We start from the raw sequence: 13,281 nt of genomic DNA, 5'->3' as shown, positions 1-13,281 counted from the left end.
TTCTCCTCTAATGGCTCATGCACTGTTTGTCTTCAGCAGCTTCGGCAGGCATCCCCTGCACTAATCTGCACAGTGCTTCCTGTGCCCGTTCTTTCCGCAGGAATACGCTGATCACCTGAGAAATCACAGACAGCGTATCGATCTGCTGTTTTGTCCACAAGCGGTTCGTTTCACACTCATCAAATCCCACGAACCCCTTTTTCTCCCCCTTGTCCATAATAAGGCACTGGAGCATGGACTTGATCCCTTGTTTTTCTAACAGTTCACGGAGCGGTTCGTCCAGCTCCCTGATGTCGCGGCAGTAAAGCAAACCGTTTGCGTTGAAATTGCTATAGTAGTCTCCCAGCACACTCCCCGGCACCCCCTGCAGTTCCTCCTTTTGAGGGCCGATTCCTTCCCTGCACCACTCGAATGTATTATAAGTTGCCGCCCCATCCTCTGTATCTTCAAAAATATAGGCACGGCTGACACCAAATTGTGTTCCTACTATATTCAGGATATCTTCAATTCCCCTTCTTACGTCTTCCGACTCATACAGGGAGGAAAAAATGTAACTTACAATCCCCGCCTCTCCCTGCCACATCTCCTCGGAATTGTCTGCTTTTCGCTGTGTCGAATAGCCATTCCCTATGCTGCTTTCCATCTTGAGGCCTTCTTCATAAAACCTCCATGTATTCTTGCCTTCCGCTTTCGCCTTATAAAGAGCAATATCCGCCTTTTTATACATCGTTTCAAACGCGTATCCATGTTTCGGCGCAAAGGCAATTCCTATGCTGCTGGAAAATGTATACTTATCCTCTTCGAGCAGGTGATTGAATATACCGATTACTTCCTGTGCTTTCCTCTCGACTGCATCCACTTCACGGATATCTTTCATAATGACAGCAAACTCGTCACCGCCGATCCGGCCGATGATATCACCGCTTCTGAATATCCGCTTCAATCCCGCGGCAATCTCTGCCAGAATGACATCCCCGCTCAAATGCCCGTAAACATCATTAATATACTTGAAATCGTCAATATCTATCATGAAAAACGCGGCCATTTCTCCCCGTTTCATCTTGGAGAGGTACTGGTCCCCGAGCATCTGGACAGTCCCCTTGTTATATACGCCGGTAAGGGCATCCTTTTCGGCCCTCTCCTTCAGCTTTTCGGCCTCCTGCCTCTCGTTGTCGATGTCTATAATCACACCGATTACCTTTTTCTTGTCACCTGACGCACCAAGCTGCAGGGATGCCCTGATCCTGCACCATATAAATACACCATCAATCCTCTGGATACGGATTTCTGTTTCTTCATATGTGGCATTTCCTACCAGCTTATAGTACAGCTGCATCAGTGTTTCCCTGTCCTCTGGATATATATGCCCGTTTTCCAGAAGCTCCTGCTCTACATTGGTGGAAAACGCCTGATATCCGAACTTTTCTTTCCAGTTATCAGACCACATTACGCTGTCCTTTTCCACATCCCACTCAAAAATAATGTCCCGTGTCTGCTCCATGATGATCTGGTGTCTCTCAAGACTCAGACGCAGTGCTTCCGTCACAGCCCGCTGTTCTGTCACATCCGACAGAATACAGTAATAAACATCGTATCCGTTCCGGCGGACGAGCTGCCCCTGATCGTATATCATTTTCAGTGTCCCGTCCCCGCACTTCACGCGGTACTCAATCTTCTTTGTGCTCCCCCTGCTCATCTGCTCCCCTACAGACTTTGCAGTTGCCTCCCAGTCCTCTTCATATATAATGCTGCGGAACTTATTATCATACTTTTCCTTCAGTTCCTCTGCTGTATACCCCAGAAGCTTTAAAAAGCCATCGCTGTATTCTAACAGTTCCAGTCCGTTATCCATATCCGCGCTGCAGCACATAACACCGCCCGGAACATTCTGTATCAGGGCATTCAGATTCTTATTCTCTTCTATTAATTCCTCTAATGAACGTTCTTTATGTTCTTTTTTATCCTTTTCTGTCTCCATACCCGAACTCCTTTAAGATAAATGAACGTGCTGTCTTTCCTTTGCTTATTGTATCACAACCCGGCTCATAAATCTCCTATTTCTGGACGAATCTGAAATTTTTCCCCTCATTTATCATTTCCATATTTCTTAAGCATTTCGTTTATTACAAATGCCACACCATGTTCCTGATTTGATTTCGTAACATGTCTGGCAGCTGATTTTACTTCAGGCATGGAATTTTCCATTGCAACCGTTGCCCCGAATTCCATAGACAGCATGGAATAGTCATTCATACTGTCGCCGAATACCATGACTTCATCCATTGTGTATCCCAGAGATTCAATATATTTCTTAAGCACAGGGCCTTTCTGTGCCTTTACATCCGTAATCTCAAGATTCGTCTCAAAAGAAGCCGCCACAGCGATCCGGGAGTTTTTCTCCAATTCCAGACGGATCCGCTCCAGCATCGAAAGGTCCCCTGAGTACAGAAAAATCTTATATACCGGCACACCTGCCGCACGGAGTTCATCAAATTTTGAAATGATGATTGTGCTTTTCCGTACACGCTGGTAAAGGGGATCCAATTTTGCCTGTTCCTCACTGATATCTTTATCCAAATGGAAGACCTTCAGCTGGCGGACAAAACTCTCTTCAATCTCCTCTTCATCCCCGATCCGGTAATCAAAATCGTCCGTACAAAAAACAACTGATACCGGATACTTTTCCAGTGCATGGTAAACTTCTTCGCACAGGTCCATATCGATCGGGGCCGTAAGAACAACCTCCCGTTCCTGATTGCGGACTTCCGCTCCGCTGCCCACGATATAATCACAGGTCAGCTCCACATCCTTCAATTCCTCCATCGCCCCACGGAAATTCCTCCCGGTTGCGACCATAAACCGTATCCCCGCTTCACAAGCCTTATGTATCGCCTTCAGCGTTTCCGGCGCCAGTTTGTGATTATCATCCAAAAGCGTGCCGTCCATGTCGGACGCGATCACTTTAATCATCCTTACTCCTCCTAATTTTAAGAATATTCTGAATATGGACCGCAAAAGGGTCTGACCCCTTTGCAGCCCCTTACTTTATCCCGTGATTGAGCATGTCCTCCACCTGATCCATCTGGCGCACGATGTCCTGCTGTCTCTCATCAAACAAAAGTCCCTTGTTATAGCGGTAATACTGGTCGCTGCCGTTCTCTTTGATGAACCAGACGCTATAGTAATTCGCGTTCAGCTCGGTAATAAACGCCACCATTTCCTGGCTTTCCCCGAAGGCATCTTCCAGGAAATTGAACACGTTTTGTAGTGTCTGAGATGTATAAGCAATTTCTTCTTCTCGTGCATCTACTTCTTTTTCAAACATCGCTTTTACTTCGTCGAATGCCCCGTCCCCGATAAACAGTTCACCCTTGATATTAACCGAAAACCGCTCCAGGGCCGCAATAACTCTTTTCATGGTCAGTTCTTCTCTGTGTGTCATGAGCTCGGAAGTTTTCAGTTCTTCCATGTCCTTCTCTGCCAGATGCCAGATGTCTTCCAGCATGGATGTTACCTTGTTTTCTCTGTAGTAGATCAGGTATTCATAGAGTTTCGTTACATAAGCGTCCATCATATGGCAGCTTTCAAACAGTTCACTGAGTTTTCCGTTCAGCAGGCTCACGATGCTCAGATGCTCGTCGAACGGCGCCGCTTTCACTTTCTGCAGTGTGGCTGTGTTCCATTCACCCGCCAGAATATCTTCAATCCCGTAGTCTTCTTTATATTTATAGTAAAGTTCCAGATAGTTCGCAAAGTCTTTTGCTATCATGCGGTGCTGAATGTACTGGTATACCACATCCCTGTCGATTGTTTTATGCAGGTGCTCGTATACCTGGATTAGCTGTGACAGGTCCTCCCATCCGCGCGCCGTGGCAAAATATTTGCCGTCCACGGTTGTCTCTATGCGGTAAAAATTCTCTTTTCTCAGCTCGAGGTAAGAGATCACCGCTGGGTGCAGCCCTTGTTTGTACGCATATTCTTTCCAGACGTCAAAGTTTTCTTCCACGTCGATCTTCTTAATCCGGTCCAGCGTCACCACGTCAAAATCCCGCACGGATTTGTTATATTCCGGAGGATTCCCCGCAGCCACGATAATCCAGCCTTCCGGCACCTTCTGGTTTCCGAATGTCTTCCCCTGGAGAAACTGCAGCATCGTCGGCGCAAGCGTCTCCGACACACAGTTAATCTCATCAATAAACAGGATTCCTTCCTCAATCTTTGTCTGTTCTATCTTCTCGTAAACAGATGCGATGATCTCACTCATCGTATATTCTGTCACCGAAAATTCTTTTCCGCCGTAAACTTTTTCCTTAATAAAAGGGAGTCCCACCGCGCTCTGTCTCGTATGGTGTGTAATCGTATAGGCCACAAGACCGATCCTGCATTCCTTCGCAATCTGCTCCATGATCTGTGTCTTCCCGATTCCCGGAGGCCCCATCAGCAGAATCGGCCTCTGCCTGATAGCCGGAATCCTGTATTCCCCGAATTCATCTTTTGCCAGATAGGCCTCAATTGAATCCTTTATTTCCTGCTTTGCTCTCTTAATATCCATCGTTCACTCTCCTCTTAATCATTATTCCGTCAGTATCAGCTTGACCGCCCACGCCGGAACGTCCACGTCATAATAATCTTCCTGCATAAATACGAATGCCGTCTTATAGGGAGGCATTCTGTTCGGATATATACCATACCCATCGGTAAAATAAATCAGACCCCGCAGGTCTTCAAACTCCCCCTTATTCAGAAGTTCATCCACATATGCAAATGCGGGCCTGAAATCTGTACCACCTTCACCATATAAGGTAAGGTGTGACATATAATCTTCCAGTTCTTCGAGACTGGTAATGCGCTGGTCAGAGTGCACGGCCTCATCACACTGGATAATATGAATATTCACCTTTTTGAAGAAACTATTTTCTTCACTTAAAACCGAATATGTTTCTTCAAGGAATTTGCGGACCAATTCCCCTGAGCAGGACATCGATGTATCGATCACCACCACAAACTCAGAGACCTTCCGCACTTCCTTCGTCTCCTGCGGCTCGATCAGGGGCATATTCCCATATACGCGCAGCCCATAGCTGTAAAAAGAATAGTCGAACGTGTCCGGGTCAACAGCAATTTCTTCCCGCAATACCGAAAATTTCCGCAAAAACTCCTTATAATCATACCGCTCCTTATTCTCAATCTTTATCTGGTCCAGCAAATCTCCCGCCTTCTCGGAGGCCTCCTTCGAAAAGGTCTCAAGATCTGTTTCCATCCGCTCATTGATTTCCTGCCATTTCCGGTTCAGGTCCGGGTCCGGTTTCTGGTCAGGCTGCTGGTTCTCCCAGTATTTATGGTCATCCACATAAAACTCCGCTTCCAGACGCTCCAGTTCTTTACCGGAAAGCTCCCACGCTTCCAGAATTGCGTAAATCCTCTCGGCATTCAGAACCTTTCCTTCCAACTCCATCTTCCGGTAGGTCTCCCGCCTAAGCAGGCTTTTCGGAAACCTGACTGATCGGTGGAAGTTACTGTCTGTCATGTGCTCTGCTGCAATATCACAGCTTAAGTTCCAATACCTGTCATCCATCCCACGCTTTACCATGTGGCGGAAGATACAGTGGAACACCATATGCAGGTAGCCCCGGTTCACCAGAATCCGGTTCTCCCGGTACACTCCCCCCAGATACTGCGGGTGGAAATAAATCACACTCCCATTCGTCCCAAAAGGATTGACTGACGTATCCATCTGATATGCAAAACTGCTCAGGGCCACATCCAGAAAACGCATTCCAAGATAAAGCTCATCCCGGGCGGCGCTTAGTATCTGATTTCCCAGACCTTCCAGATATACTGCCGCTTCTTTTCTTTCCTGATCATCCATTCCTGTCATGGCTGTCCCTCCTTTTTACAGTTCAAATCTCTTCGTCTTCTTCGGTACATTTTTTTGTTTCTCATTCATAAGATAACTCAAAATCTCCGTTTTCCCCTGCCTTGCGGCAAGTTCGAGGGCATATTCAAGCATTTCACCGTTCCATATCCCGTTTTCTGTAATTACTCTTATCCCCGGGAAATTTTCCTTTTCCAAAAGATACTTTATAATTTCTTTATATCGGTCCTGTATCAGATTCTGATAAGCAGCCTTGTAATTCTCCGCCAGTTGATAGGGGTATTCCAGCCTGCCAAAAGCAATGTCGGCCAGCACCCCCGCTTTGTCGCGCGCTGCCGCCACAGAAAAAAGACTATCATATTTGCGGTAATCTATTTCCTTATTATAGAAACATTGCCTGTAATTATTCCCTGACCCGTGATGTTGTGTAAATAAAATACGGGCCGGCGTATTCTCCACAGCCTCCTCATAATGCTCCGGAAATACAAGGACTGCCTTTTCATTCGTTTCTCCATAACAAAACGTGACATCGATGCGCTGCCATAATTCCCCAAGAATCTCCTTCACACAGGACTGGCTGCCGCTCTCCATGTGCACAGTCAGAGACTTCAGCGCACTGCAGCCGGTAAACGCGCCGCTCCCGATCTGCATCAGCGTATGATAAAACTCCAGCTTTCTCAGCCGTTTACAACCGTAAAAAATATAATTCCCAATTTCCCGGACTGTCCCCGGAAAGACAATTTCCTCCACACAGTTTCCTGCAAGAAGATGCTCTTCCTCCCCAAACAGGCCCAGCTCATTATTTCTATAAACGAATACCTGCCCCTCCTCGCCCGTTTTCCGGTCAGAAAAAGCATACGCGGCCACAGATGTGACGGGCAGGCCATCGATCTGCTCCGGCAGCACAACTTTCGTGTCATTTCCGAAACAACGGATGATCTCGATACAATTGTCCTTTATCTGATAATACAATTTCATAAGCCGGCTGTCCTCTTTTCTAAACTATTACTGTGCAGCGTGATATGCGGCATGGTGTGCACAGTAACTCTAAACTCACTCTCCTATTATAAGAGCAGTGGCGTATTTTTTCAAGAATCCGTTCTTACTTGACATTTCTATTATTTCGTACTACGCTTTATTTTAAGTAAATTTTCACCGCTGTATGAAGTAATTGTGGATAAGTAAGGAGGCTTTCTACCATGTCTGTTGAAAAAGTTAGAGAATATTTCGAGCCTTTCGGCCTTGCCGATAGGATTCTGGAGCCGGAAGCGTCCAGCGCCACTGTGGAAGAGGCGGCCCGGGCAGTCGGATGTGAACCGGCGCGGATTGCCAAGACAATGTCGTTCATCACCGCGGACGGCCCTGTCCTGATCGTTCTTGCAGGCGATGCGCGCACGGATAATAAAAAGTATAAAGCAGCATTCGGAGAAAAAGCAAAAATGATCCGCCCGGATGAGGTAGAGGACCTGATCGGACACGCCCCCGGCGGGGTATGCCCATTTGCCGTGAAGGCCGGTGTTACAGTATATCTGGATGAATCACTGAAGCGTTTCGAAACCGTTTACCCGGCCGCCGGAAGCAGCAACAGCGCCATCGAGCTGACACTGCCGGAGCTGGAGGAATATTCACATGCCGCAAAATGGATTGACGTTGGAAAAGACTGGGAATAAGGTGCAGCAAGCCATGTTTCCCGGCAAAGGAGGGTTTTTGTTTTGTACCGAATTCTTGTCATAGAAGATGACCCGGATATCCGGGCAGAATTAAAACTGCTTCTGGAAAATGCTCTATATGAGGTGGATGTGATTGAGGATTTCACGCAGATCGTATCTCAGGCAGAAGCATGTGCCCCGGATCTGATTCTACTAGATATCCAGCTTCCGGGAATCAATGGTTTGTCCCTTTGTCAGGATATCCGCAGGAAAATGGATACTCCTGTTATTTTTGTCACCAGTTTTAATAATGCAATGGATGAACTAAATGGCATGATGATGGGCGGGGACGACTATATCACAAAGCCCTACCACGCCCCGGTCCTGCTCGCACGGATAGCCGCTGTCCTAAAAAGGACCGGCAAAAAAGGCCCCCAGGAGGATCCTTACCACTTTATATGGAAGGACTGCGAACTGAATATGCTGGATGCGACATTGTCCTGCCGCGGCAGGTCTGCCGAACTCACAAAAAATGAACTCCGGATATGCTATAACCTGTTTTCCAGAGCCGGGCAGATCGTTTCCCGGGAAGAATTAATCGATGACTTATGGGATAACCAGATTTTTATTGACGACAACACACTGAGCGTCAACATCACCCGAATCCGCGGTAAACTAAAGGATATCGGGGCCGGAAACATGATTGAGACGAGGAGAGGGCAGGGGTACCGGATATGACGTTATGGAATTTTCTAAAAGATAAAATCATGCTCCTTTTGCTGCACCTGCTGTGCATGCTGGGGAGTTTTTTCTATTTTTCTGCATGCGGCGTGAATACAGGTCAGCTATTTCTCTTTTATATGGCATGGCTGTTTTTGCTTACCGTTTACCTCCTTGTCATCTGGCGGCAGAGAAGCCATTATTTTCACCAGATTTTTCAGATTCTGGATACATTGGACAAGCCATACCTGATCTCCGAGGTCATTCCGGATTCCTGGCGTCTGGAGGACAGGCTGTACCGCAGCGTTTTAAAGGACTCCAATAAGTCTGTCATTGACGCGGTACACCATATGGAAACCGAAAGCACCGAGTATAAGGAGTTTATCGAAAACTGGATCCACGAGGTAAAGCTCCCCCTGACTTCCATGAACCTGATGTGTGATAACCGGAAAGCATCTGCATGGACCCCGAAAGACACTGCCCTTTTGAAGTCACATTTAAGCGAACTGGAAAATGATGTGGACAAGGCTCTTTACTTCGCGCGTTCTGACACGGTTTATCAGGATTACATGATACGGGAAATCTCCCTTGAAAATGTCCTAATGAACGTAATCCAAAGAAGCAGGCCCTATCTGATACAGAACCATGTCCGGATCGATATGCAGGCAGAAGCCAAAACTGTTTACTGCGACGACAAATGGCTGGAATTCATGATCAATCAGATTATCCTTAATGCGGTAAAATATAAGAAGCAGGACAATTGTCTCATCACCATCCGCACCCGGAAAGAGGCCTGCAGCACCACGCTGATGATCGAGGACAACGGAACCGGCATCCGGCAGGAAGAACTGGGCCGCATATTTGATAAAGGGTTTACTGGCAGCAACGGCCGGAAAAACCGCAGGTCCACAGGGATTGGATTATATCTGTGCAGGAAACTGAGCCGAAAGCTCGGGATTACACTGGAAGCAGACTCCGTGGAGGGTGAATTTACAAGGATTTCCCTGATTTTCCCGGACGGGAGCCAATATTTCGGCAGGGAATGAGAAACCTTTCAATTTCGTAAGGTTTCTGCAAACTACATTGATACCAGACCGGAACATTTTCTATTACCATAATAATAAGTAAATGAATAACCAACTTTAAATCTGGCAATAGGAAAGAGAGGAATGTTTTATGAAAGAGCTTCTTCGCATCGAGGATGTTGAAAAATATTATGGAAGCAACAAAAATATTACCAAAGCAATCAATCGAATTACGTTTACTGTCAATCAGGAGGAATTTACCGGGATTATGGGCGCCAGCGGAAGCGGAAAAACGACACTTCTCAATCTGCTTGCAACCGTTGACACCGTAACTTCGGGACATATCTGGTACGGAAATGAAGACATCACGCGCATGGATGAAGACCAGATGGCAGATTTCCGCAAAAATAATCTGGGATTTGTTTTTCAGGACTATAACCTTCTGGATACGCTGACACTAAAGGAAAATATATCTCTGGCAATGTCACTGACAAAGAAGGGCCGGAAGGAAATTGCTGAACGTACAAAGGATATCATGGAGCGTCTAGAAATCTGGTCATGCAGAGATAAGTTTCCCTATGAGGTGTCCGGCGGGCAAAAGCAGCGCTGTGCGTGTGCAAGGGCCCTGATCAACCACCCGCAGATTGTCTTTGCAGATGAGCCTACCGGCGCACTGGATTCCAAATCCGCCCGGATGCTGCTCGAGACGTTTACCTATATGAATCAGGAAATGAAGGCTACTATCCTGATGGTAACCCACGATGCTTTTTCGGCAAGTTACTGTAACCGCATCCTCTTCCTGAAAGACGGGCAGATCTTTCACGAACTCATAAAAGGGAGCCGGACCAGAAAAGTATTCCTGAATGAAATTCTGGATGTACTTTCCCTGACGGGAGGTGATGGGTATGCTGAGTAAGCTCGCCCTGCGCAATGCAAAACGGTCTTTTAAAGATTATTTTATCTACCTGATCACGATGATCTTCATTACTTCCCTGATGTTTGCATTCAACTCCATGATCTTCTCTGAAGACATACAGAAGATCAGTTCAGAAGCAGGCATCATGGGGATGATGATCGGGCTTGCCACATTTTTTATTGTCCTGATCATCATCTGGCTGATTCACTATATGATCCGGTTTATGGCTGAAAAACGAAGCCGTGAATTTGCCACATATCTGCTGCTCGGCTTTCATAAAAAACAGGTCGCCAGTTTGTTTTTCAAAGAAACGGTAATCCTTGGAACAGTCTCTTTCCTCATCGGGCTGATCCCAGGCGTCTTCCTGCAGCAGGTGATTACAACCCTGATCTACGCGATTGTGGATACAGAATACAGCCTGCATCTCGAATTCAAGGCCGGAACACTGCTGATGACGGCAGCAATCTTTGCCGGTTCCTATTTTCTGGCCCTGATCCGCAATAAGAAACGTTTCCGAAAGATGAACATCCGCGATATGATGTACCTGGACCAGCAGAACGAAGAATTAAATAACGGGAATAAATCCGGCAGGCAGTGGATGTTCTTTGCCGCAGTTCTCTATATGCTGTTCTTTAGCTGGATGATGGTCAGCGGGCGGTTTACCGATGGAAATATTTATTTTATGATTATTGGACTAATTGTTTCGGTATATTTCCTTTACATGGGTTTATCGGCATTCCTGATCGGATACATCCGCTCCGGCAAAAATGGTGTCTTAAAGGGTGCCAATATCTTTGTACTCAGGCAGCTCGCTTCAAAAGTGAGGACCATGCAGTTTACACTTGGCACACTGACCGTACTTTTCATGGTCGCCTTGCTTGGTTCCTCACATGCACTGATGCTGAATCAGTTTCAGACGACACAGGCCGATGTCAACTGGCCTTTTGACATCGCAGTTTACAATCCCGATCCCGGGTATGATTTTTCTGCTGAAAACGAACTGATAAAAAAAGACAGCAAAATAAGCTCCGAACTGGTTTACCAGATTTTTGAAGATCATAAGAGTGATTTCAGGAAATTCATGGAGAAATATTACAGCGATGTCCTGGAAAATTCTGTGGCAAATGACAGCGCTTACTTCAAATATGACACCTACATGAAGCTTTCGGACTACAATACACTTCGGGAAATGGCGGGATACAAAAAAGTTTCGTTAGAAAAGAACCAGTACCTGATCCAGATCAAGTCACGGCTTAAGGATGCCGGCAGACGCTTTTCCCATACCTCGTTAACCATCTCCGGAAATGAATATAAATGTGCAGGTGTCTACACGGAAGGGTTCGAACAGAACGGGCATAACGGAGCCGACTACCTGCTGGTGGTCCCCGATCAGGCCGCTGACGGTATGAAGCCTTATTATTCCCTCCTCGCAGCACAGGTAAAAGGAAGCGTACAGCCGGACCTGACAGACAAGCTGCTGGATCTCCATGATTCCGGGAAAAGTATTCTTGACGAAGATTACTATGAAACGGACATTGACCGGGGGTACGGGACAGACATCATGTACGTGTCCAACCAGCATGTATATGTACGTGAGATAGAAACAAAAAGTATGAAGTCGCTTCTTTCCACAATTATCTTCCCGCTCTTTTATGTGGGGCTTGTTTTCCTGTGCGTGGCGCTGACTGTCCTCGCGGTACAGCAATTGAGCGATTCCGCCAAATATAAGCACAGGTATTCTCTCCTTAGCAAACTTGGTCTGCGGGAAAAAGAAATAAGCTGTGTGATTTTAAAACAGCTGTTCCTGTATTACCTCTTCCCCTTTATCACGGCCATTGTAATCAGCGGTGGAATCGTACTTTACGACAGCAGAGAATTCTTCAAACTGGCAACTTCGCAGGCGCCGTCCTGGTCATACTTCGGCATCTCAATACTGCTCTTTGGCGGCATTTACCTGATCTATTTTATCGCAACCTACGTGGAATTCAGGCGGAACATTGGCGTATGGGAAAAGAATTTGCGATAAAGGCTCTTTCGAAAAAATTAAGGAATTTGTAAGATTAATATCATGTTAAAACAAGATTGATATGTTATATTTTGTATATAAGAACTGTCCATGATTCTGGACAGTTCCATGTACAAAGGACGCTTATCAAATCGGGAATACGAAAGAGAGTGATATTATGAAACTAATCCGAAGATTTCTGGCATTTATATTCCTCTGCATTCTCTGTGCAGGCTGTTTCATCGGCTACCGCGGTTACGAGCGGTACCGCCAGGTTCTAGAAACGGAAAGCCTTCAGGAAAAAGTTGCGGAAATTAAAAATAATCCATCTTATACGACTCTGGACCACCTGCCTCAGATTTATCTGGATGCGGTCGTCGCTGTGGAAGACAAAAGATTTTACAAACACCCGGGTATTGACCCCATCTCCATTGCACGTGCCATAAAAAATGATATTCAGGCCTGGGAACTAATCGAGGGAGGCAGCACCATCACACAGCAGCTTGCAAAGAATCTTTATTTCAATCAGGAGCGGAGTATCACGCGCAAAGCTGCAGAAGGTTTCATGGCTTTAAAGATCGAGCGGGAATACAGTAAAAAAGAGATCCTGGAGCTCTACGTCAACAGCATTTACTTCGGCGGGGGATATTACTGCATTGCGGACGCAAGCCGCGGATACTACGGAAAAGAGCCTGCCGAGATGACTGACTACGAAAGTACAATGCTGGCCGGAATCCCCAACGCCCCTTCGGTTTATGCACCTGACGTGAATCCTGATCTCGCACATTCACGCCAGCAGAAAGTACTGCAGAGTATGATTAATCAAAAATATATTACACAGGAAGAGTCTTCAAGGATTGCCAATGCAGGAGAGACTGCCTTTTAACCGGACCGGGGGAATACCCCCGGTTCTTCTTTATTACTGCGGGCACCTCTCTGGTGTGCAGTGAGGGTTACTGTTCACACCGTGCCGTGCACCCTGCTGCACGGCATCGGGCCAATAAAGTGATGGTCTCAGGGCATCTGCTTCTCGCCGAAGGCGACTTGAAATAAGCAGATGCCGTTACTGTGCACGCCCGCAGGGTGTGAAC

The 13,281-nt window shown here is 46.6% G+C and carries 11 protein-coding genes; 6 read left to right on the top strand and 5 right to left on the bottom strand.

Annotation, left to right across the window (positions count from 1 at the left end):
• Window positions 1–7 precede the first annotated feature (7 nt).
• The 5 genes from A8806_RS03920 to A8806_RS03900 form a co-directional block, all read right to left on the bottom strand.
• Window positions 8–1,978, bottom strand: coding sequence for a sensor domain-containing diguanylate cyclase (locus A8806_RS03920; protein ID WP_109729880.1), 1,971 nt, complete (start codon window positions 1,976–1,978; stop codon window positions 8–10).
• Between the two features lie 107 nt (window positions 1,979–2,085).
• A complete protein-coding gene (locus A8806_RS03915; protein ID WP_109729879.1) occupies window positions 2,086–2,970 on the bottom strand; it encodes a Cof-type HAD-IIB family hydrolase in 885 nt (294 codons plus the stop codon).
• Window positions 2,971–3,040: 70 nt separating this feature from the next.
• Window positions 3,041–4,552, bottom strand: coding sequence for an ATP-binding protein (locus tag A8806_RS03910; RefSeq protein WP_109729878.1), 1,512 nt, complete (start codon window positions 4,550–4,552; stop codon window positions 3,041–3,043).
• A 21-nt stretch (window positions 4,553–4,573) separates the two neighbouring features.
• Window positions 4,574–5,878, bottom strand: a complete 1,305-nt coding sequence (locus A8806_RS03905) for a vWA domain-containing protein (RefSeq protein ID WP_109729877.1) — start codon at window positions 5,876–5,878, stop codon at window positions 4,574–4,576.
• Between the two features lie 15 nt (window positions 5,879–5,893).
• Complete coding sequence (locus A8806_RS03900; protein ID WP_109729876.1) at window positions 5,894–6,853, bottom strand: leucine-rich repeat protein; 960 nt, start codon at window positions 6,851–6,853, stop codon at window positions 5,894–5,896.
• Window positions 6,854–7,074: 221 nt separating this feature from the next.
• Here A8806_RS03900 and A8806_RS03895 point away from each other — a divergent pair, with 221 nt between their 5' ends.
• The 6 genes from A8806_RS03895 (at window position 7,075) to A8806_RS03870 (ending at window position 13,076) form a co-directional block, all read left to right on the top strand.
• A complete protein-coding gene (locus tag A8806_RS03895) occupies window positions 7,075–7,545 on the top strand; it encodes a YbaK/EbsC family protein (protein ID WP_109729875.1) in 471 nt (156 codons plus the stop codon).
• 42 nt (window positions 7,546–7,587) lie between these two features.
• Window positions 7,588–8,262, top strand: a complete 675-nt coding sequence (locus A8806_RS03890; RefSeq protein WP_109729874.1) for a response regulator transcription factor — start codon at window positions 7,588–7,590, stop codon at window positions 8,260–8,262.
• The gene (locus A8806_RS03885) at window positions 8,259–9,290 is read left to right on the top strand and encodes a sensor histidine kinase (protein WP_109729873.1); all 1,032 of its coding nucleotides are present in this window, start codon (window positions 8,259–8,261) and stop codon (window positions 9,288–9,290) included. Before A8806_RS03890 ends, A8806_RS03885 begins: the two co-directional genes overlap by 4 nt.
• Before the next feature lie 130 nt (window positions 9,291–9,420).
• Window positions 9,421–10,185, top strand: coding sequence for an ABC transporter ATP-binding protein (locus A8806_RS03880; protein ID WP_109729872.1), 765 nt, complete (start codon window positions 9,421–9,423; stop codon window positions 10,183–10,185).
• Window positions 10,175–12,211 (top strand): ABC transporter permease, encoded by a 2,037-nt coding sequence (locus A8806_RS03875; protein ID WP_109729871.1) that lies wholly within the window; start codon window positions 10,175–10,177, stop codon window positions 12,209–12,211. The genes A8806_RS03880 and A8806_RS03875 overlap by 11 nt, the downstream gene beginning before the upstream one ends.
• Before the next feature lie 157 nt (window positions 12,212–12,368).
• Window positions 12,369–13,076, top strand: coding sequence for a transglycosylase domain-containing protein (locus tag A8806_RS03870; RefSeq protein ID WP_109729870.1), 708 nt, complete (start codon window positions 12,369–12,371; stop codon window positions 13,074–13,076).
• Window positions 13,077–13,281: the final 205 nt, after the last annotated feature.

The organism is Faecalicatena orotica (assembly GCF_003149245.1).
Lineage (GTDB): Bacteria > Bacillota > Clostridia > Lachnospirales > Lachnospiraceae > Faecalicatena_A > Faecalicatena_A orotica.
Note: the sequence above shows the minus strand (reverse complement) of the source record. Positions and strands in the feature narration are given on the sequence as shown.